The 21,064-nt window shown below is 71.0% G+C and carries 21 protein-coding genes and 1 tRNA gene; 10 read left to right on the forward strand and 12 right to left on the reverse strand.

Annotated elements, in window-relative coordinates:
- Nucleotides 1-73 precede the first annotated feature (73 nt).
- On the forward strand, nt 74-1,294 hold the full coding sequence (locus tag ABH925_RS06220) for a low temperature requirement protein A (RefSeq protein WP_370145920.1): 1,221 nt from the start codon (nt 74-76) through the stop codon (nt 1,292-1,294).
- Here the strand turns inward: ABH925_RS06220 and ABH925_RS06225 are convergent.
- The 4 genes from ABH925_RS06225 to ABH925_RS06240 all read right to left on the reverse strand — a co-directional run bounded on the left by ABH925_RS06225 (nt 1,291) and on the right by ABH925_RS06240 (nt 4,750).
- On the reverse strand, nt 1,291-2,229 hold the full coding sequence (locus ABH925_RS06225; RefSeq protein WP_370145921.1) for a MerR family transcriptional regulator: 939 nt from the start codon (nt 2,227-2,229) through the stop codon (nt 1,291-1,293). The genes ABH925_RS06220 and ABH925_RS06225 overlap by 4 nt on opposite strands.
- Nucleotides 2,230-2,347: 118 nt before the next feature.
- Nucleotides 2,348-3,151, reverse strand: a complete 804-nt coding sequence (locus tag ABH925_RS06230; protein ID WP_370145922.1) for an exodeoxyribonuclease III — start codon at nt 3,149-3,151, stop codon at nt 2,348-2,350.
- A 108-nt stretch (nt 3,152-3,259) separates the two neighbouring features.
- Entirely contained in the window at nt 3,260-3,871 is a 612-nt protein-coding gene (locus tag ABH925_RS06235) for a GNAT family N-acetyltransferase (RefSeq protein ID WP_370145924.1), read from the reverse strand.
- Between the two features lie 60 nt (nt 3,872-3,931).
- Nucleotides 3,932-4,750 (reverse strand): thioesterase family protein, encoded by an 819-nt coding sequence (locus tag ABH925_RS06240; RefSeq protein ID WP_370145925.1) that lies wholly within the window; start codon nt 4,748-4,750, stop codon nt 3,932-3,934.
- 246 nt (nt 4,751-4,996) lie between these two features.
- On the opposite strand from ABH925_RS06240, the gene ABH925_RS06245 reads away from it, so the two are divergent.
- Nucleotides 4,997-5,236: an isoamylase early set domain-containing protein gene (locus tag ABH925_RS06245; protein WP_370145926.1), complete on the forward strand. Its 240-nt coding sequence runs from the start codon at nt 4,997-4,999 to the stop codon at nt 5,234-5,236.
- Nucleotides 5,237-5,280: 44 nt separating this feature from the next.
- On the opposite strand, the gene ABH925_RS06250 is transcribed toward ABH925_RS06245, so the two are convergent.
- Nucleotides 5,281-7,023, reverse strand: a complete 1,743-nt coding sequence (locus tag ABH925_RS06250) for an MFS transporter (RefSeq protein ID WP_370145928.1) — start codon at nt 7,021-7,023, stop codon at nt 5,281-5,283.
- Nucleotides 7,024-7,210: 187 nt separating this feature from the next.
- Between ABH925_RS06250 and ABH925_RS06255 the strand changes: the two genes are divergently transcribed.
- Complete coding sequence (locus ABH925_RS06255) at nt 7,211-7,360, forward strand: hypothetical protein (RefSeq protein ID WP_370145929.1); 150 nt, start codon at nt 7,211-7,213, stop codon at nt 7,358-7,360.
- A gap of 112 nt (nt 7,361-7,472) precedes the next feature.
- The gene (locus ABH925_RS06260) at nt 7,473-8,249 is read left to right on the forward strand and encodes a winged helix-turn-helix domain-containing protein (protein WP_370145930.1); all 777 of its coding nucleotides are present in this window, start codon (nt 7,473-7,475) and stop codon (nt 8,247-8,249) included.
- A gap of 33 nt (nt 8,250-8,282) precedes the next feature.
- On the opposite strand, the gene ABH925_RS06265 is transcribed toward ABH925_RS06260, so the two are convergent.
- Nucleotides 8,283-9,920, reverse strand: a complete 1,638-nt coding sequence (locus ABH925_RS06265) for an ABC-F family ATP-binding cassette domain-containing protein (RefSeq protein WP_370145931.1) — start codon at nt 9,918-9,920, stop codon at nt 8,283-8,285.
- Between the two features lie 125 nt (nt 9,921-10,045).
- On the opposite strand from ABH925_RS06265, the gene ABH925_RS06270 reads away from it, so the two are divergent.
- Nucleotides 10,046-11,479 carry a M20/M25/M40 family metallo-hydrolase gene (locus ABH925_RS06270; protein WP_370145934.1) on the forward strand — a complete coding sequence of 478 codons (1,434 nt, stop codon included), beginning with the start codon at nt 10,046-10,048 and terminating at the stop codon, nt 11,477-11,479.
- Nucleotides 11,480-11,664: 185 nt separating this feature from the next.
- On the forward strand, nt 11,665-12,912 hold the full coding sequence (locus ABH925_RS06275) for an MBL fold metallo-hydrolase (RefSeq protein ID WP_370145935.1): 1,248 nt from the start codon (nt 11,665-11,667) through the stop codon (nt 12,910-12,912).
- Nucleotides 12,913-12,981: 69 nt separating this feature from the next.
- On the opposite strand, the gene ABH925_RS06280 is transcribed toward ABH925_RS06275, so the two are convergent.
- Nucleotides 12,982-13,470: an ATP-binding protein gene (locus ABH925_RS06280; RefSeq protein WP_370145937.1), complete on the reverse strand. Its 489-nt coding sequence runs from the start codon at nt 13,468-13,470 to the stop codon at nt 12,982-12,984.
- 297 nt (nt 13,471-13,767) lie between these two features.
- On the opposite strand from ABH925_RS06280, the gene ABH925_RS06285 reads away from it, so the two are divergent.
- Nucleotides 13,768-13,850: transfer RNA gene (locus ABH925_RS06285), tRNA-Leu, on the forward strand.
- Between the two features lie 189 nt (nt 13,851-14,039).
- Here the strand turns inward: ABH925_RS06285 and ABH925_RS06290 are convergent.
- Nucleotides 14,040-14,471 carry a helicase associated domain-containing protein gene (locus ABH925_RS06290; RefSeq protein ID WP_370145938.1) on the reverse strand — a complete coding sequence of 144 codons (432 nt, stop codon included), beginning with the start codon at nt 14,469-14,471 and terminating at the stop codon, nt 14,040-14,042.
- A 110-nt stretch (nt 14,472-14,581) separates the two neighbouring features.
- Nucleotides 14,582-14,974: a helicase associated domain-containing protein gene (locus ABH925_RS06295; protein WP_370145939.1), complete on the reverse strand. Its 393-nt coding sequence runs from the start codon at nt 14,972-14,974 to the stop codon at nt 14,582-14,584.
- A 380-nt stretch (nt 14,975-15,354) separates the two neighbouring features.
- On the opposite strand from ABH925_RS06295, the gene ABH925_RS06300 reads away from it, so the two are divergent.
- The 3 genes from ABH925_RS06300 to ABH925_RS06310 all read left to right on the forward strand — a co-directional run bounded on the left by ABH925_RS06300 (nt 15,355) and on the right by ABH925_RS06310 (nt 18,053).
- A complete protein-coding gene (locus ABH925_RS06300) occupies nt 15,355-15,729 on the forward strand; it encodes a hypothetical protein (RefSeq protein ID WP_370145941.1) in 375 nt (124 codons plus the stop codon).
- 95 nt (nt 15,730-15,824) lie between these two features.
- A complete protein-coding gene (locus ABH925_RS06305) occupies nt 15,825-17,210 on the forward strand; it encodes a DDE-type integrase/transposase/recombinase (RefSeq protein ID WP_370145944.1) in 1,386 nt (461 codons plus the stop codon).
- 33 nt (nt 17,211-17,243) lie between these two features.
- A complete protein-coding gene (locus tag ABH925_RS06310) occupies nt 17,244-18,053 on the forward strand; it encodes an ExeA family protein (RefSeq protein ID WP_370145946.1) in 810 nt (269 codons plus the stop codon).
- 81 nt (nt 18,054-18,134) lie between these two features.
- Here the strand turns inward: ABH925_RS06310 and ABH925_RS06315 are convergent, their stop codons facing one another.
- From ABH925_RS06315 to ABH925_RS06325, 3 genes are all read right to left on the reverse strand, one after another.
- Complete coding sequence (locus ABH925_RS06315; RefSeq protein ID WP_370145948.1) at nt 18,135-18,752, reverse strand: helicase associated domain-containing protein; 618 nt, start codon at nt 18,750-18,752, stop codon at nt 18,135-18,137.
- A 165-nt stretch (nt 18,753-18,917) separates the two neighbouring features.
- Nucleotides 18,918-19,118 carry a hypothetical protein gene (locus tag ABH925_RS06320; RefSeq protein WP_370145949.1) on the reverse strand — a complete coding sequence of 67 codons (201 nt, stop codon included), beginning with the start codon at nt 19,116-19,118 and terminating at the stop codon, nt 18,918-18,920.
- A gap of 531 nt (nt 19,119-19,649) precedes the next feature.
- The gene (locus ABH925_RS06325; protein ID WP_370145952.1) at nt 19,650-20,888 is read right to left on the reverse strand and encodes an acyltransferase family protein; all 1,239 of its coding nucleotides are present in this window, start codon (nt 20,886-20,888) and stop codon (nt 19,650-19,652) included.
- Nucleotides 20,889-21,064 lie beyond the last annotated feature (176 nt).

The following is a 21,064-nucleotide window of genomic DNA, read 5'->3' on the forward strand; positions in this document are numbered from 1 at the left end:
GCGGATCCGTTCCCCGCCTCGGTTGTTAGGGTGTCGGCCGCGCTGTGATCAACCATGCCTATCGGGGGACCAGATGACCAGTGTTCAGGCCGCAAGGGCCACGGCGGAGACCGGGACCCCGGGGCGACGGGTCTCCACTCTGGAGCTCTTCTTCGATCTGGTCTTTGTCTTCACCATCACCCAGCTGACCGTACTGCTGGCCCGCGACCTGTCGTTCGCGCAGGCGGGACGGGTGCTGCTGCTCTTCTCCGTGCTCTTCTGGATGTACGGCGCCTACGCGTACCTCACCAACCAGGTGCCGCCGGAGACCATCGCGCGGCGGCTCCCGCTGTTCCTGGGCATGTGCGGATTCCTCACCTGCGCCATGGCGATACCCGGCGTCTTCGGATCCGACGGCGTGGCCTTCGGGCTCGGCTTCCTGCTGGTCACCCTGGTGCACAGCGCGCTCTACGCGATCGTGCACGGGCGTTACGTGCTCAGCTTCGCGCTGACCAACGTGCTCGCCGCGCTCTGTGTCACCGCGGCGGGCGCGGTCGGCGGCCGGGACGCCGACCTGCTGTGGGTGGCCGCGCTGCTGTTGCAGAACGTCACCCCGCTGATCTCCAGCCACGTCACCGGCAACTACAGCACCGGCGACCACGATACCGGGGGCGACGGCACCGGCATCCGGGCCAGGGTCACCGATCAGGTGGGCGGGCTCGATCCGGCGCACTTCGTGGAGCGGCACGGGCTGCTGCTGATCGTCGCCTTCGGAGAGTCCGTCATCGCCATCGGGGCCGGCGCGGGCGGCCTTCGGCTCGACTGGGCCCTGTTCGGCGGGATCTCCCTGGCCCTCGCGCTCGCGCTGGCCCTGTGGTGGACGTATTTCGACCAGGACGAGGCAGCCGCCGAGGAGGCACTGCACCGCGCCTCCGGGATCTCCCGCTTCCGCCTCACCATGGCCGCGTACTACTACAGCTTCATCCCGATGCTGCTCGGCATCGCCCTCCTGGCCGCCGGGGTCAAGAGGTCGATCGGGCACCTCTCCGGCCATCTGGACACCGCACCGGCCCTCGCGCTCGCCGGAGGCGTGGCGCTCTTCCTCGCCGGCAATGTCGCCTTCCGGGGAGCGCTGGGCATCGACCCGCTGCGCTACCGGACCGTGGGTGCGGCCTCAGCCCTGGCCACAGCCGCGCTCGGCACCCTGCTCTCCGCGCCGGCCGAGTTCTTCGGCCTGGTCGTCGTCCTGGTCGCGCTGCTGCTGGCCGAGGCCCGAGCGGCCACCCGGGCAGCCGCGTCGCGGCCGGCCGGCTAGCCCGGTATCCGGGCCTTCAGGGCCTGGATGAACCAGTCGAACGACGGCGACTGGCGTTCGGGTGCGGGCCAGCCGTTGATCACCGCGAGGAGCCGGAGATACCGCTGCCTGCGCGGGTCGTTCGCGCTCTCCAGCCGGGTCAGCAGTCGACGTCGAAGGTCGACCTCGTCCCGACGGCCGAGGGTCTGCGCGTACTCGTCCAGGACGGCCGTGACGACCGGATCGGCGCCGGGGGAGGCCGGGTCGACCCGGGCCTCCAGGGCTGGGCGGACCCGCGCCAGGACCGCTGCCGCCGGATCGCGTCGCAGGCCTGTGCCATTGGCCCCGGCACGGTCACTCGCGTAGTGCTCGGCCATGCGCCGCATGCAGGCGCGGAAATCCGCGTCCTGGGACAGCTCGGCCAACTCCACCCAGGCCTCGACCTGTTCGGCCTCGGGGCTGTCCGGCAGCTCGGGGGTCATCGACCGCATGATGCCCTCGAACCCGGCGTCGGTGTCCAGACCGCCGAAGGCCGTGTCGAGGAAGTCGCCGACCAGGCGGCGGCGTTCGTCCTCGGAGAGCTTGGCCAGCTTGTGCATGAGATCCATCTCCTCAGGGGTGGACCCGCGCCTGGCCACCGCCGTCAGCACCGCGCGCCGCAGCCGCAGCGTTCGGATCTGCACCGCCAGTGCTTCGGCGTGCGCGGCGGCGACCTCGGGCAGCGAAACCTCCCGGTCCACGACCCTGCGGATCGTCGGAAGGTCCAGTCCCAGGTCGCGCAGCGTCCGGACGAGGTCCAGGCGGGCGACGGCGTCGATGCCGTAGCGACGGTAGCCGGCCGGGCTGCGGTCGGTGGGCGGCACGATCCCGCGGTCGGAGTAGAACCGAATGGCCTTGACCGTCAGCCCGGTCCGCCGGGCCAGGTCACCGATCGAGTAGAGCGTGTCGCCGTTCATGCACCCACTCTCGCGTCTCCCCCCGGGGGAGACTCAAGTCTGCCCGCGCCCGGCGCCCAGCGGCGAGCCGCCCGCAGCCCGCCCGTCCCCACGTCCCCTGAGCCGGGGAGCCGTGGGGTCAGAGCTCGAAGGTGACGGTCACCGGCGCGTGGTCGGACCAGCGTTCCGGGTGGGTGGCCGCCCGCTCCACCATCGCCGACGTGGCCTTGGCGGCGAGCCCGGGGGTGGCCATCTGGTAGTCGATCCGCCAGCCGGAGTCGTTGTCGAAGGCGCGGCCCCGGTAGGACCACCAGGAGTACGGCCCCTCGACGTCCGGGTGCAGGCGGCGGACCACGTCCACGTAGGCGGCCTCGTCCAGGACCCGGCTGAGCCAGGCGCGCTCCTCGGGGAGGAAGCCGGAGTTCTTCCGGTTCGTCCTCCAGTTCTTCAGGTCCGCCTCCTGGTGTGCGATGTTCCAGTCACCGCAGACCAGGACCTCGCGGCCGTCGCCGGCGGCGCGCTCGCGCAGGGCCTTGAGGTGGTCCAGGAACTCGGCCTGGAAGCGCTCCTTCTCCTCCTGACGCGGGGTGCCGACCTCGCCGGAGGGGAGGTAGAGGCTGGCCACGGTCAGACCGGGCAGGTCGATCTCCGCGTAGCGGCCGGTCACGTCGAACTCGTCGGAGCCGAAGCCGATGCGCTGTGCCTGCGGCTCGTCGCGGGACAGCAGGGCGACCCCCGCCCGGCCCTTGGCCACGGACGGGGCCCACAGCACGTGCCAGCCCTCGGGGGCGCGGACGTGGTCGGCGAGCTGCTCCGGCTCGGCGCGGACCTCCTGCAGGCAGACGACGTCGGCCGTGGTCGCGGCCAGCCACTCGACGTAGCCCTTGCCGGTGGCGGCGCGCAGGCCGTTGACGTTGGCCGTGGTGACGGTGAGCGTGCTCATGCTTCCCTGTTCGGTCGGGGGCGGGGCCGTGCCGTGCCGTGCCATTGTCGCTGATCACGACGGGGCGCGGGACCCCACGCGCCGGGCGGGCGCTGCCAGTGCCGGGCGCTACCAGAGCCGGTCGATGCCACCGGGGAACAGTTCGATCCGCGTGCCATGGAAGTCGGCGGCACGGGTGCGCGCGAACGCGGAGTACAGCGAGGCCATGGTGACCTTGTCGAACTGGTCACTGGGGAAGGGCTCGTCCGCGGTGCCGCCGACCAGGACGGTGCCGGGGAGCAGTTCCCAGCCCGCGCTCTCGTAGAACGGCTGCAGCGGCCGGTCGCAGGTGAAGACGCCGAGGTCGGCGCCGCTGAGGGCCATCGCCTCGCGGGCGGCCGCGACCAGCCGCCGGCCGTGGCCGGAGCCGCGCCGGGCGCGGTCGGTGACGACGCGGCTGAGCCCCGAGGCGGTGTAGAGGTGGCCGCGGTGCTCCAACTGCTTGGTGAGGATATCCAGGGCGGCCAGCACGACGGTGGGGGCGTCGCCGTCGGCGGCCCCCGGCGCGTCGGTGACCAGCAGCATCGACACCGGGTGCAGCAGCGGGTCGTGGCGCTGATCCGGTACCCGGCCCTGCGGGTCGGGCTCGCTCGGCCAGGCCTGCTCCTGCAGCGCGAGGGCCTGGGCCCGCAGGTCGGCGGGGACGTCGGATTCGGTGAAACTGAGGATCTGTTGGGGCACGGGGTGGGCACGTCCGGTTCTGTGCGTCGGTACGGGGGAGCGGGCTCGCGGGGAGTCGGTTTACCAGGGTGCGACGAAGAGGCTCTGCGCGGCGCGGCCGATGCCGGACTTCGCGTCCATCAGCAGGGTGTCGGTGAGCCCGATGCCGGTCTGGTCGATGCTGGTGCGGGAGTCGAGGCCGACCCACTCGCCCACTGGCTCACGGAGCAGATGGACCGTCAGGTCCGCGTTGACGTAACGGAACCGGGTGATGTCGAGCTCGCCGGAGATGCCGTTTCCGGAGTCCGCGGCGATCAGCACCCGGCTCAGGCCGGAGGTCTCCTGGTCCGCGACCAGCGGGTACCGGGGACGGAACCAGCAGGCGGCGGGGCCGCGTTCGGTGAAGGCCCCGGAGGCGAAACGGACCTCCACGGCGGTGTGGTAGCCCTCGTCCCAGCGCACCGGGAACACGCTGCCCGGGCAGTCGTCGGGCCCGGCGACCGGGAGGGGGACCTCCACCGCGGGCGTGCCGGGTGCCCCGGGGGTCGACTCGGCGCTGCGCATCCGCAGCGCGGTGGCCCGCATCGCGACCCGCCCGTCGGGGCCGCGCAGCTCGGCTTCGACCCGCTCCACGCTGCGGCTCGCCTCGGCCAGTCGGGTGGAGACGGTGACCTCCGCGATCGGGACCGGGCGCAGTACCTCGAAGGTCATCCGGACCACCCGGAAGTCGGGGCGTGCGTCGGCGCGCTGCTCCACCGCGCGGCCCAGCAGCGCGGCCGGCGGCCCGGCGTGCTGGGCGTCGGGGCTCCAGGGGCCGCGGGTCAGCGGCGTTGCGGTGAAGCGGGCGTCCCCGTCGTCGGCGGGGCCCGCAGGGACGTAGAAGGCGGTCGCAGTGGCCATTACTGGAGAGTAGCGCCAGCCGGGCCCTGACGGGTGCGCCGCGATGCCGGCAGGTCCAGGAGAGGGCGCAGAGGCGACGCCGAGTGGACGTAGCGGGGACGCCGGGCCGGGGTTCCCTTTCGCCGGGGGCGGGCATTCGGCATGCTGTCCGGTGGGGTCCCCGGGGTGGGGGCGTACGGGGCGTACGAAGGAAGGGAGTGATGGGCGTTGTTGACGCGTACCCGGTTGTTCGGTGGGCGGACCAGGGTGACGTTCCGTCTGGGTGAGGAACACCCGGACGGAACGGTGAGTGTGGTGGGTGACTTCAACGGATGGCAGCCCGGCGCGGCCGAGCTGGTCCGGCGGCGGAACGGCACCAGGACGGTGACCGTGACCTTCCCGCCGGGGGAGCACCGGTTCCGGTATCTCGCCACCGGCGGGATCTGGTTCGACGAGGAGGGCGCCGACCGGATCGACCCGCAGGGGAGTCTGATCCGGGTGGGCTGACCGTCGACTTGTCTGAGTAAGGGTCAGCTACCGTTGAAGCGAACTCAGTTGCTGGCCATCCCGCCGGTGGCCGGCTTGCGGCCGTGGCGCATGAGGATGGCCACCACCAGGCCGAGTGCGCCGGCGCCCGCAGCGAACAGCAGGCCGTCGCGGTAGCCCGAGTCCGCGTAGATGCTGGGAATGACGTGGTACCCGCCGGTCAGGGAGGCGGGCACGCCGGGGATGCTGACCTTGAACTCGGCCGGGTTGGCCGCGAGGAAGGCCGTGAGCACCGCCGTGCCGACCGAGGTGGCGAGGCTGTTGACGACGCCCAGCATGCCGGCGCTGATGCCCTGTTGGCGGGCCGGTACCGCTTCGACGATCAGATTGGGCGCGGAGGCGTAGAAGGAGCCGAAGCCGAGGCCGAAGACCACCGCGATCACCGCGTACTGCCAGGCCGAGTGGGCGTAGAAGGCGTAGAGCAGGGTGGAGAGGGTGAAGGTCGCCATCGCCGCGATCAGCGGAAGCCGGGGTCCGACCTTGCGCGACCACTCGCCGGCCGCACCGCCCGCCAGCATCCCGGTGCCGCCGGAGAAGACGGCGGAGTGCAGGCCGTAGCCGAGCAGGGTGGCGCCCAGTCCGTACGCCATCAGGGCGTTCAAGTTGATGTGAACCGCCGGGATCATGGCGGCGGGTATCTGCCCGTGGGCCGCACCGACGACCTGTTGCGTGAGCAACTGGGTGAGCTGGGTGTGTGTGGGGGTCTGCAGCATGTAGGGGATGGAGTACCCCTGGACGCCGACGACCACGCTGCCGAGCAGGGCCGCCAGCAGCACCACGCTCACCTTGGGGGAGAAGAGCAACTCCAGGTCCATGATGGGCTCGGCGGTACGGCGCTCCACCGCGACGAAGGCGAGCAGCAGGACGACTCCGCCGGCCAGCCAGCCCCAGGCGGTGGGACGTCCCCATCCCCAGGTCGCGCCGTTCGACAGGTACAGCAGCACCAGGCCGACGCCGGTGGCCAGCAGCAGCGCGCCGGTGACGTCCAGCCGCTGGTGCGTGCGCAGCGGGGTCTCCGGGACCACCAGGACCAGCAGCGGCATCACCACCGCGATGAAGATCAGCAGGAACCAGAACAGCGAGCGCCAGGAGTAGTGGTCCAGCAGCCAGCCGCCGAGCAGCGGCGCCCCCAGCGCCGACATGCCGAGCCCGGTGGCGATCACGCCGATGGAGGCCGGGATGTAGCGACGCGGCAGGATGTCGCGGAACAGCCCGTACGCCACGGTCGGCGCGCTGATGGCGACGGCTTCGAGGGCCCGGCCGACCAGGAACAGGGCCCAGGAACTGGTGAGCGCGCAGATCAGCGTCCCCACCGCGAAGGAGACGCCGGAGACGAGCATGATCCGGCGCTTGCCCCACAGGTCGGACATCTTGCCCATGATGGGCGTGGTCGCGCCGCCGACCAGGCCGAAGATGATGACCATCCAGCTGATATTCGCGTTCACGCCGGGGAAGGACGGCGCGATGTCCCGGGCGGCGGAGGCCACCATCGTGTACTGCAGGGCGGCGATCTCCGCGAAGAGCACCACGACGGCGATGACGGCGAAGACGCGGAGCCGTGAGGCGCCGTCGAGGCGCGCGGCGGGCGCGGGGGCGGGGGCGGTCGCGCCGGCGGGGGTATCGGTCTCCGCGTTCGGTGCGGCGGCGTTCTGGGCGGCATTCCGGTCGGCGTTCCGGGCGGGGTTCTGGTTGGCGTTCGGGTTGGCCGGGCCTGGGGCTGACGGGTCGGGGTCGGGTTCCTGGGTCACGGTGCGGCTCCTCGGAGCTGGGGACGCGGAGGGCCTGGGGCGGTATCCGCAGAATGTATGTAACAGGTCGTCAGAAAGAAGGGAAGGTGAGCGCCAGGCCGACGGATGTGCTTCGTTTGCGCAGCGTGTGGGGGTTGTGGACGGGTGCGGCTGTCGCCCTGCTCGCGGCGTCTGGTTGAATGGGGGCATGGACCTGATTGCCGCTGACGCAGCCCTGGACGGGGGGACGAGGCGCCATGCCCTCGACCTTGAGCCGTTCTGGCCGTCCCGGCAGCCGTTCCACTTCGACGAGACCTGTTGCCGCTCGACCGGCGCGCAGGTCCCCGTACGCGGCTGAGCAGTAGGTCACACCGCCCTCAGCAGGCATTTCGCAGGCGACCGCGAGCGCGCAGACGATCCCGTGCACCCGTCTCCGTTGTTCTCGTCTTCGCGCGAAAGCGAGCTCCGCCATGTCGAACCTCTCCACGATCTCCGCCGTCCCCAACCCCGCCGCGGCCGCGCCGTCCACCTCCACCGGATCGCCCTCCGCCGCCGGACGTGGGAACGGCGCGGCGCCGGCCGTGCCGCCCCGGCTGCGCTCGGTCGGCGCGCACGAGGCACCGGTCTACCGGCTGCCGGAGGGCGCGGTCGTCGCCCCGTGGCCGCAGGGCGTGCTGCCCACCCTGCGCGAACTCCCGGAGTACTTCGGGACGGTGGCCGCCGACACCCCGATGGTCGGCTACCTGGTGCTGCTCCCGGCGGGCGCGCCGCTGCCGACGTCGCTACCGCTGCCCACGTCACTGCCACTGCTCACGTCGCTGCCACTCCCGGCGCCCGGGCCGCTGTCCCCGTCCGCGGGCACGCGCGGAGGCGTGACTGCGGACGCGGCGGCACGGGCCGCGGCAGGGGTGTCCCCCGATGGGCTCGGCGTCACGCCGGTCGCGGAGTACGCCGGGACTGACATCGAGCTGGACGGGGATCGCCGGATCGCCCGGGTCGACGGCGAGCCGCTCGAACTGACCTATCTGGAGTTCGAGTTGCTGGCCCACCTGACGGCCCATCCGCACCGGGTGCACACCCGCGACCACCTGGTGACGGCGGTCTGGGGCTACGGCCACGTCGGCGACGGCCGCACCGTGGACGTGCATGTCGCGCGGCTGCGCCGCAAGTTGGGCGCGGACTACCGCCGGCGCATCGTCACGGTGCGCCGGGTCGGCTACAAGTACGTTCCGCCGAAGCGCGGCTGACGGATCACCGGGTGAGGCGGCCGGCGGCCGGGCTCAGCTCTCGCTGACCCGGCCGTCGGCCACCGAGATCCGCCGGGTGGTGTGCACGGCGTCCAGCATCCGCCGGTCATGCGTCACCAGCAGCAGGGTGCCCTGGTAGGAGTCCAGCGCGGACTCCAACTGCTCGATGGCGGGCAGGTCCAGATGGTTCGTCGGCTCGTCCAGCACCAGCAGGTTCACCCCGCGTCCCTGGAGCAGCGCCAGCGCGGCGCGGGTGCGCTCGCCGGGGGAGAGGGTCGCGGCGGGGCGCAGCACATGTGCCGCGCGGAGGCCGAACTTCGCCAGCAGCGTCCGGACGTCGGCGGGCGTCATCTCGGGCACGGCCGCGCTGAAGGCTTCCATCAGCGGCTGGTCGCCGAGGAACAACTGCCGGGCCTGGTCCACCTCGCCGACCACGACGCCCGGGCCCAGCGAGGCCTGGCCCGCGTCCAGCGGCAGCCGGCCGAGCAGCGCCGCCAGCAGCGTGGACTTCCCCGAGCCGTTGGCGCCGGTGATCGCGACCCGGTCCGCCCAGTCGATCTGCAGGTCCACCGGGCCGAGCACGAAGTCGCCGCGTTCGGCCCGCGCGCCGCGCAGGGTGGCCACCACCGAGCCGGAGCGCGGTGCGGCGGCGATCTCCATCCGCAGCTCCCACTCCTTGCGGGGCTCCTCGACCACGTCCAGACGCTCGATCAGCCGCTGGGTCTGCCGGGCCTTGGCCGCCTGCTTCTCGGTCGACTCGGTGCGGAAGGCCTTGCCGATCTTGTCGTTGTCGGGGGCCTTGCGGCGGGCGTTCTTCACGCCCTTCTCCATCCAGGACCGCTGGGTCCTGGCCCGCGCCTCCAGCGAGGACACCGTGTCGGCGTACTCCTCGTAGCCCTCCCTGGCGTGACGGCGCGCGGTCTCGCGCTCCTCCAGGTAGGCGGCGTAGCCGCCGCCGAAGTGGTTGACCTGCTGCTGGGCCAGGTCCAGTTCCAGGATCCGGGTCGCGGTGCGGGTGAGGAACTCGCGGTCGTGGCTGATCAGCACGGTCCCGGCGCGCAGGCCGGCGACGAAGGTCTCCAGCCGCTCCAGGCCGTCCAGGTCGAGGTCGTTGGTCGGCTCGTCGAGCAGGAACACGTCGTAGCGGCTGAGCAGCAGCGAGGCGAGTCCGGCGCGCGCCGCCTGGCCGCCGGACAGGGCGGTCATCGGCAGGTCCAGGCCCACCGTGAGGCCCAGGTCGGCGGCAACCTCCTCGGCGCGTTCGTCCAGGTCGGCGCCGCCGAGGTCGAGCCAGCGGTCGAGCGCGACGGAGTAGGCGTCATCGGCGCCGGGGGTGCCGTCCACCAGTCCCTGGGTCGCGGCGTCCAGCGCGGCCTGCGCGGCGGTGATGCCGGTGCGGCGGCCGAGGAACGCCCGGACGGACTCGCCCGGACGGCGGTCGGGCTCCTGCGGCAGGTGGCCGACGGTCGCGGTGGGCGGGCTCAGCCGGACCGCGCCGCCCTCGGGGGTGTCCAGGCCGGCCAGCATGCGCAGCAGGGTGGACTTGCCCGCGCCGTTGACGCCGACCAGCCCGACGACGTCGCCGGGGGCGACGACCAGGTCCAGGTCGGAGAAGAGGACACGGTCGCCGTGTCCGGCGGTGAGGTCTTTGGCGACGAGGGTGGCAGTCATGAGGATCCGATCCTATCCGGCCGGGTGGAGTGCCCTCGGCGGCATGATCGGGGGGATGATCGGGACGGTGCGGCGTCGGCAGGCCGGACGCTCGGAGCGAGTGACGAGGAAGAGGTGCGGTGACGATGGCGAGCACGGTGGGCGGTAACCCGGGTGGCGACGGGCGCGAGGACCCGGCCGGGGACCTGCGCGGCGATCAGCGCGGGGATCTCCGCCCGGATCTGCGCCCGGATCTGCGCGGGGACGAGGCGGTGCGGTTCACCTCCGAGCTGATCCGGATCGACACCAGCAACCACGGGGGTGGCGACTGCCGCGAGCGTCCGGCCGCCGAGTACGTCGCCGAGCGGCTGGCCGAGGCGGGACTGTCGCCGCTGGTGCTGGAGTCCGCACCGGGGCGCGCCAACGTGGTGGCCCGGATCCGTGGCAGCGAGCCCGGACTGCCGGCGCTGCTGGTGCACGGGCATCTGGACGTGGTCCCGGCCCAGGCCGCCGACTGGAGTGTGCCGCCGTTCAGCGGTGAGATCCGCGACGGCGAGGTCTGGGGACGCGGGGCCGTGGACATGAAGGGCATGGACGCGATGGTGCTCGCGGTGGCCCGGTCCTGGGCGCGCGAGGGACGCGGGCCGCGCCGCGACATCGTGCTGTGCTTCACCGCCGACGAGGAGGACAACGCGGCGGCGGGCGCGGACTGGCTGGTGCGCAAGCACGCGGACCTGTTCGAGGGCTGCATCGAGGCCATCGGCGAGATGGGCGCCTACACCGTGCACACCGCCGGAGGTCAGCGGCTGTATCCGGTCGCGGCCGGCGAACGCGGCACGGCCTGGCTGCGGCTGACCGCCCGGGGCCGGGCCGGCCACGGGTCCAAGCCGAACCGGGAGAACGCGGTGACCCGGCTGTCGGCCGCGATGACCCGCATCGGCGAACACCGCTGGCCGGTGCGGATCACCCCGACGGTGCGGGCCGGGCTGCTCGCGCTGGCCACCGCCACCGGGACCGCGCTGAGCGAGGCGGAGCTGGACGACCCCTCGTTCGACGTCGACTCCTACCTCGCCCGGCTCGACCCGGTGGCCGCCCAGTTCGTCGCCGGGACGGTGCGCAACAGCGCCAACCCCACGGTGCTGCGGGCCGGGTACAAGACCAACGTCATTCCGGGCCTGGCGGAGGGCGAGGTCGACGGTCGCACCCTGCCCGGGCCCGGCCTGGCCGAGGAGTTCGAGGCCGTCCTGGACGAGCTGACCGGCCCGGACGTGGACTGGGCCTATCAGCACCGCTCGCAGGCGCTGACCGCGCCGGTGGACGCGGCGATCTTTGCGGCGATGCGGGACGCCGTGCTGGCGCACGACCCGGGCGCCCATGTCGTCCCCTTCTCGATGACCGGCGGCACGGACGCCAAGCAGTTCGCGCAGCTGGGCATCGCCGGGTACGGCTTCTCGCCGCTGCGGCTGCCGCCGGGCTTCGACTTCCAGGGACTGTTCCACGGGGTGGACGAGCGGGTCCCGGTGGACGCGCTGCGCTTCGGCGCCGGCGTGCTGGACGACTTCCTCCGCACGGTGGGCTGACCCCATTCCGGAAGCGATCCGGAATGGCCGGGATGCGGAAGGGGTTCACTGCAGAGGTTGTGGGACGTGGAACCATCCCCGCGGGTCGGCCGTTTGCCGAGCGTTGGGGCCGTGCCGGGCGACTGTGCCGGGCGACGAGGTGGGTCCTGAGAGAGGCGGGCGGTAGCGGTATGCGGCGGAAACGGGTGCGCACGGTGGGGGTCGCGCTGGGCGCGGCGACGGCGGTCGGCGCGGTCGGCGTGCTGGCCCGGGCGGCACGGGAGATCCCGGCGGCCTTCGGCGGCGACCCGACGAAGGGCGTCAGCGGCGCCCTGCTGAGCGGCTCGCCCCGCTACCGGGACGGGGTGTTCCACAACGACGTCGAGCCGGAGTCGGGACCGCAGAGCGGACCGGAAGGCGGCGCCGGGACGGTCCTGCGGGAGATGCTGTTCGGGAAGCAACTGCGGCGTCCGTCCAAGCCGATCCCGCTGGTGCGGGACGTGTCCGCGGACGCGCCGGCCTCGGAGGAGCTCGCGGTCACCTGGTTCGGCCACTCCACCGCGCTGGTGGAGATCGAGGGCACCCGGCTGCTGCTCGACCCGGTCTGGAGCAAGCGCTGCTCGCCCTCGCAGTCCGCCGGCCCACGCCGGATCCACGAGCCCCCGGTCGCGCTGGACGAGTTGCCGCCCATCGATGCCGTGGTGATCTCGCACGACCACTACGACCACCTGGACATGCACAGCATCGTCGACCTGTCGCACAACCAGGACGCGCGATTCCTGGTGCCGTTGGGCGTGGGCGCACACCTGGAGCGGTGGGGTGTGTCCCGGGACCGGATCGACGAACTGGACTGGGAGGGCTCGGTCGAGATTCGCGGGATCCGCCTGGTCGCCACCTCGGCCCAGCACTTCTCCGGCCGCCGGTTCAGCAACAACGGCACGCTGTGGGCCTCCTGGGCGATCCTCGGTGCACGGCACCGGGTCTTCTACAGCGGCGACTCCGGCTACTTCGACGGCTTCGCCGAGACCGGGGACCGGTACGGGCCCTTCGACCTGTCGCTGGTCCAGATCGGCGCCTACAGCGACCACTGGCGCTCGATCCACATGACCCCGGAGGAGGGCGTGAGCACGCACCTCGACGTCAACCGGCGGCGTGCGGGGCTAGCCGCGGGTACGGGCACGGACGGCGCAGTGGGCGAGGTTCACGACGTTCACGACGGCCAGGGCGGTGACGAGGGAGACGGAGACGGTCGTGACGCCCGCGGCGAGGGCCTGTTCGTGCCGGTGCACTGGGGGACCTTCGTGCTCGGACTGCACGACTGGTCCGAGCCGGTCGAGCGACTGTGTCTGGACGCGGACGCCCGGGGCGTCCGCGTGGCGGTGCCGCGCCCGGGGGAGCGGATCGAGGTGAGCCGGCCGCCGAAGCTGGACCACTGGTGGCGCTCGGTGGTCTGAACGGCCGCCGCTGCCGCCGCCACCGTCGTTGTCACCGTCGCCGCTTGTGCGCGCCTGTGCCCCGCCGTGCTACCCGCGACGGGGAGCGGGCAGCGGGAGAGACGCCCACACGACCTTCCCGCCGCCCGCGGTCCGGTCGACGTCGCACACCCCGCCGGCCTCGACGGTCACCGCCTTCACCAGCAGCAGCCCGCGCCCTCCGGTGCGGCCGAAGTCGTTCTGCAGCGCCTTCGGGCGGTAGGGGTGACTGTCCTCGACGGAGAGCCGCACCCAGCCGGAGCCGATCACGATCTCCACGACGACCTGCGGGGAGAGCAGCGCGGCGTGCCGTACGGCGTTGGTGACCAGCTCGGAGACGATCAGCAGCAGTCCCTGGACCAGTTCCTCGTACTCGCCGCGTTGCAGTCCCTGGGCGGCGAGCAGATCGCGGACGGCGTGCCGCGCCTGCGGTACGGACGCGTCCACGGCCGGAACCGCGAAGCGCCAGACCCCCTCCAATCCCAGCGCGTCCGGGGCACCAGGGCCGGGTTCGGGAGGGACCTCTCCGCGGACATGCATCGTTGTGCCGCCATCCTCTGCGCACTCAACCCCGGGCGGCCACGGGCTGCCGTCCCGGTCGGTTCATCCGATATGACACCCTCAGGTACGGAGCGCGCCGACCCGTGTGCGGAAAGTGGCGACGTCCTGGCCGATTCAGTCCACTTTCGATCCGAACGGTGCGAGGTGTGGCCATATCGGCCCAAACTCTGCATGAGAATGCTCACCGGAGGGCAAAGAGACCCCGGTCAGAGGTGCTCCGTTTTCTTGGTAGTGTTCTCTCTGTCAGCGCGACGGAGACGCCGCGATGATCACCCGGTCCGGGTGGCGGAATGGCAGACGCGCTAGCTTGAGGTGCTAGTGCCCTTCGGGGCGTGGGGGTTCAAGTCCCCCCTCGGACACAGACAGATCATTTCCCCACGACATTGGGGAATACAGTGCGGGTCGAGGTTAGCCTCGATCCGCACTTCTGCGTTCGCAGGGTTGTAGGTGAGGCGGATGCCGAGGGCGCGGTAGCGCTCAGCCTTCTCGCGCGGGGCGCGGACTGGGCGCGACAGGTCTCCCGTCCGGGGGATTGGTGCGCGGCCGGTTCAGGGGCGTGGGTTGGGTGAGGCGTCCCAGGTCCAGCCTGGGAGGGCTTCGAGCATGGTGATGCGTTCGGGGGAGAGGCGGCCGCGTTTGTAGGCGGTGCGGCGTGCGTCGACCCAGCGGCCGAGGCGGAACCCGTGGGGGGTGGTGTGGGTGGTGGTGGGGCGGGTGTGTCCGTGGTGTTGCTGGAATGCGCGCAGGGCTTGGAATCCGTGGTCCCAGCGGGTGTCGAAGGTGTGCCACTGCCAGCCGGGCAGGGCTTCGAGTTGGGTGGTCCGTTCGGCGGACAGGCGGTTGTTGGCGTGGTCGGTGCGGCGTGCGTTGATCCAGCCGCCGAGGCGGAAGCCGTCGGGGGTGACGTGGTTGGTGCGGGGGCAGGCGTGGCCGTGTTCGGCCTGGTAGGTGTGCAGGGCCGTGAGGCCGCGGTCCCACATTCCCTCGCGAACGTTCCATCGCCAGCCGGGCAGGGCGTCCAACTGCGCGGCCAGGGAGGGTTCCAGGGTTCCGCGCTCGTATTCGCGGCGTCGTGAGCCGACCCAGGCTCCTAGTGGGTAGCCGTCGGGCAGGAGCAGGTCGTGCGGGACGAGTGCGTGGCCGGCTGGTCGGCGAACTCCCGTACCAGGGCCCAGCCGCGTAGTCGCCGTCCCTGTTGGGCGGTCCAGGTCCAGCCCTCGACTCCTTCCAGGGTGGTGCGTTTGGTGTCGGTCAGGGTGCCGCGTTTGTACTCCCCGCGTCGGCCGCTGCACCATTCGCCCAGGGCGAAGCCGCTGGGTGTGCGGTAGGTGGCCGGGACCTGGGCGTGCCCGTGTTCGGTGCGGAACCGGGCCAGGGCATTGAGGCCGCGCTGCCAGCGGGCGTCGTTCTCGTGCCAGACCCAGCCCGGGATCGCGTCGAGTTCCGCGAGCCGGTGAGGGGGGAGGTGTTGAGCGACTCTCAAGGTGCCGACGGGAGAGGCGAATTGGGGGCATCATGTGCGCCGACAGATTCGGATGCATGTCCCTGGGTCCCCGGAGTTCGTTTGGGGCGGCACCTTGCCGACGAAGGGCATGCAGAAGGCCCTCCCGGTAGCTCTTGGCGGAGTACGCCCGGGAGGGCCGTGAAGCGCGCGGAGGCGCTGTGCTCACGGTACGGGCGAACGTGATTGAGGTCGAGGGGCAACTCGCCGACTCGGAGTTGGCATGTCCGGATTGCGGTGATTCATTGGCTCCTTGGGGGTGGGCCCGGGTGCGGGTGCTGCGGAGCGGGTCCGGGTCGGTGGTGGTGCGTCCGAGGCGGACCAGGTGCGTGGGCTGTGGTGTCTCGCATGTCCTTCTGCCGGTGTTCGCACTGGTCAGGCGGGCGGATCTGGCTGAGGTGATAGGGGCGGCGCTGGCGGCGAAGGCGTCCGGGGCGGGCGCCCGGGCGATCGCGGCCGGGATCGGGCGGCCGGTGGAGACGGTCCGGGGCTGGCTGCGGCGGTTCGCCGGCCGTGCCGAGGAGGTCCGGACGGTGTTCACGGTGCTGCTGGTGGACACCGCGCTCGATCCGGTGCCGCCCGCTGCGATGACGACGCCGTTCGCGGACGCGGTCGCGGCCGTGTTCGGCGCGTCGGTGGCGGCGGCCTCGCGCTGGCCGCACGTCGGCGAGGTGTCGCCGTGGTGGCTGGCCTGCGCGGCCACCAGGGGCAGGCTGCTGGCACCCTCACTTTCTTGATCAACGATCAACACGAGCCGCCCCTGATGGTCGAAGGGGATGTTCTGCGAGCCTTCGCGGGCCCTGTCATGTGATGACCAATCAGGAAGTCCGCGGTGACGAAGAAAGACGATGACCAGGTCAATCGCCTGGAGCGGGCCAGGTCGATCGGCCTGGCCCGCTACATGCTGATCAGGGAGGCGGCTGACCAGACACTCACTGGCCGCCAGCGCGGCGCGTTGGTCCGCGCGCTTGCCGGCACCCCTCATACCGATCCGGACGGCCGAACGGTCTGGCTGACCCGCTGGACGCTGGACCGGTGGATAGGGGAGTGGCGCCGGGGCGGCTTCGACGCCCTGATCCCGAGCACTCGCCAGTCCCAGCCGCGCACCCCGCCGGAGGTCTTCGAGCTGGCCACGGCGTTGAAGAAGGAGAATCCGTCCCGCTCGGCCGCGCAGGTCCGCCGGATCCTGTCTGCTCAGCACGGCTGGGCGCCGGACGAGCGGACCTTGCAGCGAATGTTCGTCCGCACCGGCCTGACCGCGCTCAGGAGCCCCGTCGAACCGGCGGTGTTCGGCCGGTTCGAGGCCGACCGCCCCAACGAGATGTGGACCGGCGACGCCCTGCACGGCCCCAGGATCGAGGGCCGCAAGACCTACCTGTTCGCGTTCGTCGACGACCACTCGCGGGCCGTGGTCGGCCACCGCTGGGGCTTCGCCGAGGACACCGTGCGCCTCGCGGCGGCCCTGCGACCGGCCCTGGCCGCGCGCGGCGTCCCCAACTACGTCTACGTCGACAACGGCTCCGCCTTCGTGGACTCGTGGCTCCTGCGGGCCTGCGCGAAGCTCGGGATCAAGCTCGTCCACTCCCAGCCCGGCCGACCACAGGGCAGGGGAAAAATCGAACGGTTCTTCCGCACCGTGAACGGCGAGTTCACCGTCGAGATCGCCTCCGGCGACGGCGAGCCAGGACGGCAGGTCACCAGCCTCGCGGAGATGAACCGCCTGTTCACGGCCTGGGTCGAGGGCGTTTACCACCGCCGCACGCACTCCGAGACGGGCATGGCCCCACTCGCCCGCTGGATGGCCGGCGCCCCGTTCCCCGTCCCGGCCCCCGCCGACCTGGCGGAGGCTTTCCGCTGGTCCGAGCACCGTGTGGTCACCAAGACGGCCCTGGTCTCGCTGCACGGCAACCGCTACCAGGTCGATCCGCTGCTGGCCGGACGCCGCGTCGAGCTGGTCTTCGACCCATTCGACCTGACCTTCCTGCAGGTCCGCTCCGAGGGCCACGACGCGGGCACCGCTCTGCCGTTCCAGATCAACCGCCACAGCCACCCCAAGGCCCGCCCTGAGGTCCCGGCCGAGGAGCCCAAGCCGACGACCGGCATCGACTACCTCGCTCTGATCGACCACGCGCACTCCAGCGAGCTCGCCGACAAGGTCAACTACTCGGCGCTGGGCTGGGAAATGCCGACCCCCACCGTCGACCTCACCACCGAATAGCCCACTGGCCAGCCAACTCACCTGAGGATCAGCGTGATTGAGAAACTGCAGGCACACTACGGCTTCAGCCGGATGCCGTTCGGCCGGGACCTGGCTCCCGGCATGCTCCACCGGCACAGCTCCCACAACGAGGCCGTCGCCCGCATCAGCTGGTGCATCAGCGAACGCTCCATCGGTGTGGTCACCGGCGAGGTCGGCGCCGGGAAGACCGTCTCCGTCCGCACCGCGCTGGCCGGCCTGGACCCCTCGAAGTACACGGTCATCTACCTGCCGAACCCGATGATCGGCGTCCGGGGCATCCACGAGGAGATCGTGAACACCTTCGGCCAGACCCCCTCCCACCTGGGCTCGCGCCTGACCGTCCAGGTCGGCAAGGCCCTGATGGCGGAACGCGAGGAGCGCGGACGGACACCCGTTCTGGTCCTGGACGAGGCCCACCTGCTCGGCTACGAGCAACTGGAGGCGGTCCGGATGCTCACCAACCAGGGCATGGACCAGGAATCGCCGCTGTCCTGCCTGCTGGTCGGACAACCCACGTTGCGCCGAACCATGAAACTCGCAGTCCTGGCCGCTCTCGAACAACGCACTGCCCTCCGTTACACGATGCCGGGGATGACCTCCGCGGAGACGACGAGTTACGTCACCCATCACCTGAAGCTCGTCGGGCGCCCTGACCAGCTGTTCACCGACGACGCCATGTCCTTGATCCACACCACCGCGCGGGGCTTTCCGAGGGCCGTCAACAACCTCTCGCTGCAATCACTGGTCGCCACGTTCGCCGCCGGCAAGAACCTCGTCGACGAGCCCGCGGCACGCGCGGCGGTCAGCGAGGTGATCGACTGACCGACCGGCACCTTGCCGACGAACAACGACACTGCGCGACGAACACCCCGCCGGCACCCCGCCCGGCGGGGTGTTCTCACCTCACAACATCGGCATCGTGAACGCCCGGTTCGTGGGGATTTTCAGCGTCGGGCAACAGGGGAGGTGGCCGCGCCGCATGTCGACGCGGACCTGGCGCACCCAGGGCCCGAGCCTGTGCCCGCCCGGCGCGGTGTAGGTGCGGGGCACGGTCACATGTCCGTGCTGGTCGGCGAACCCCTGCAGCGCTGCCAGAGCCTGGCGCCAGCGGGCCTCGTTGACGTTCCATACCCAGCCGTCCAGGGCCTCCAGGGCGGTGATGCGCTGGGGTGGCAGGGCGCGCAGCCGGTAGTCGGTGCGGCAGCGTGCCACCCACAGGCCCAGCTTGAAGCCGCTGGGGTCGGTGTAGGAGGCGGGGACCAGTGCATGGCCGTGCTCGGCCCGGTAGCGGTGCAGTCGCTGCATTGCGTAGGCGGAGGTGTCGCCGCCGCCGGCGGTGACGACCCGGGTGCGGAACGCGCGCAGGAACGCCTCGTTGGCGGTGGCGGGCATCATGGTGGTGATCTGCTCGGGGAGCCGGGCCGGGGCGTGTCCGCTGTCGGCCCACAGCAGGCGGGCCTGGCGCAGTGCGGTGTCCAGGCGTTCGTCGTGGTCGCGCAGGGCACGGATGGTCTGCCACACGTGCCGGAACGCGGAGTCCTCCAGAACGGCTCGGGTTGTCGGCTGCTGGCCGGCGCTGCGCCGTTTTCCGCGGCCAGGATCGCGGGGATGGCGCGGCTGGAGTAGTCAGTACCCTGGCCCACCGGACGCGTCTCCCCGCCGGAAGCCTGTCTGAGCTGGGCCTATTTACGCGTTCCGTGGCAGGGCGTCAGCCTGGGAGCGCAGGAAGGTGGCCCAGGTGGTGGTGGCTCTTTCCGGGGCCGGGTCGATGCCCTCGGTCTTGAGGATCTCCGACATGTTGGATGCGCCGATCTTGACGCCGAGGATGGCGGGTTCGCGGTGGATGCGTCGGTAGCGCCACGACGGGTTCTCGCGGGCCAGGCGCACGACCAGCAGGCGGACGGAGCGGACGGAGCGGACGGAGCGGGGGCCCGGGGCGTTTGGGCCGGGAGGGGTGCGCCTGTGGCTGCCTCATCAGACTGCGGTGCCACCGCAGCACGGTGTTGGGTCGCATGCTCAGTCGTGGCTGGCGTAGGACCTCGCGGGGCAGGGGGTGGAGGAGCGCGGCGAGGAAGGTCCGGACTTGGGCGTGAAGTTCGCCTGTCTGGTCCGAGTTGCCGTTGCAGAATGCCTATCTGGTGGTGCAGGGTCAGGATCTCGATGTCCTTGTCGCGGTCGCTCATCGCCAGCGACCGGGTATGGCGAAGGCGTTGGTCACGGTCAGGTAGGCAGGTCGCAGCAGCATAGTTGATCACGATGCCGTGCCGCTCACGAGCAGCCACGTGCCGGTCGGCCTGCCCGGGCAGGGGTGTCGGACGGGACAGCCCCTGCGTGCACGAGTGATCATCATGCTGTGGTGGCCGGAGGCTTCCGCTGGCGGGATGACCTGTGTGGAGAGGTTCTCGGCACACACTGCTATCAGGAGTCGGCGCGTACCAGTGCCGGTTCCGCCACTGGTGGCGCCGATCGATCCGACGGGGGTTCGGCTCCTCGTCGGCGTCGCCCTCCGGGGAAGGTCGGTTGCCAGTCCTTGAGGCGCATCGCCTGACGCTCAATGAGATGCCAGGAGACGAAGGCCACCATGAGGCTGCCGATCACGGCGAGAGGGAGGTAGACCGCCATCCCCTTGTGCTGGAATCTGAGCACGACCAAGGTCTGCTCGACGAGAAAGCCATAGATGTACACGCCGTACGAGTAGTCGTGCTTTTGACCGACCCGGTGCAATACGGCCGGCAGCCGAACACCGAGCCAGATCATGAGATAGCCGAAGGGCGGATATCCCAGAACGTAGAACGCGCCCCAGTGAAGCGAGGCAAGCAGGACGATCACAGAGAGGATCGCCAGACCGTCGTGGACGGGGAAGCGGTGCCGGTACAGCTGGGCGCTGGCTCCGAGCATGAACGAGAACAGAAGATAGACCACGAAGTTGGCATTCAAATTGCCTATGATCGGGATCTGGAATCCACCGCCCTGCCCCTCGCCCAGCACGGAGTGCATGGTGGGAGCGTTGAAGAAGTTCACCGCCAGACTGGACCAGAGTCCGAGTGCAAGCAGTGGTACCAATTTGGGGGCACGCCTGAGTGCGCCGCTGGCCGCGAGTAGACCCACGACCATGTAGCAGAAGATCTCGTACTTCAGTGACCAGAGCGCACCGTCGAATCCGCCGTCTTTTGTGATCCCCCTGGTCACGGCCATCGCCATGGTATTGGAGACGTCGAACCCCGCGGTCTGGCCCGTGACGTACCAGCCCTTGATGTAGGCGAGGGGGCCGCCGTGTGCTGTCCAGAAGCCGTTCAGTGAGCCGACCATGTGGAAGTAGAGGGCCGGAGCCATGACGAACGCGGTGACCAGGAGGCAGGCCCACAGGCCCGGAAAGATCCTCAGCGCGCGGTGCCAGGCGTAGCGGACGATTCCGAGTCGGAGACCGCTCGCTGTGATCATGAATCCGGACAGAACGAAGAAGCCTACGACCGCCAGCCTGCCGAAGTCCGTCTGTCCACCGCTGAGCCTCCCCAGAGGATCCTGGGCCGCATATGCCAGCGCGTAGGCGTGTGCGAACACTACGGCGAGCGCCAACATCAATCTCAGAAATCCGAAGCTGTTCGCGCGACCTATCAGGAGCCGGTCAAGCGTGCCGCGATGTCCCCACTCCGCCAACGGGCGCAAAGCTTCCTCGATCCAAGACGTGGCCGTGGTTCTGATCGCCCCTGCCGCGCCGTCACCCCATGGATGGAAGCACCGCCTGCCACGATCGCCTCATCCTGGCTGCGCACAGCAAGCAGATTAGGGCGCATCGTTCGTGGGGCATCATACGAGATTCTCATCAGACTGTC

This window comes from Streptacidiphilus sp. EB129 (genome assembly GCF_041262645.1).
GTDB lineage: Bacteria > Actinomycetota > Actinomycetes > Streptomycetales > Streptomycetaceae > Streptacidiphilus.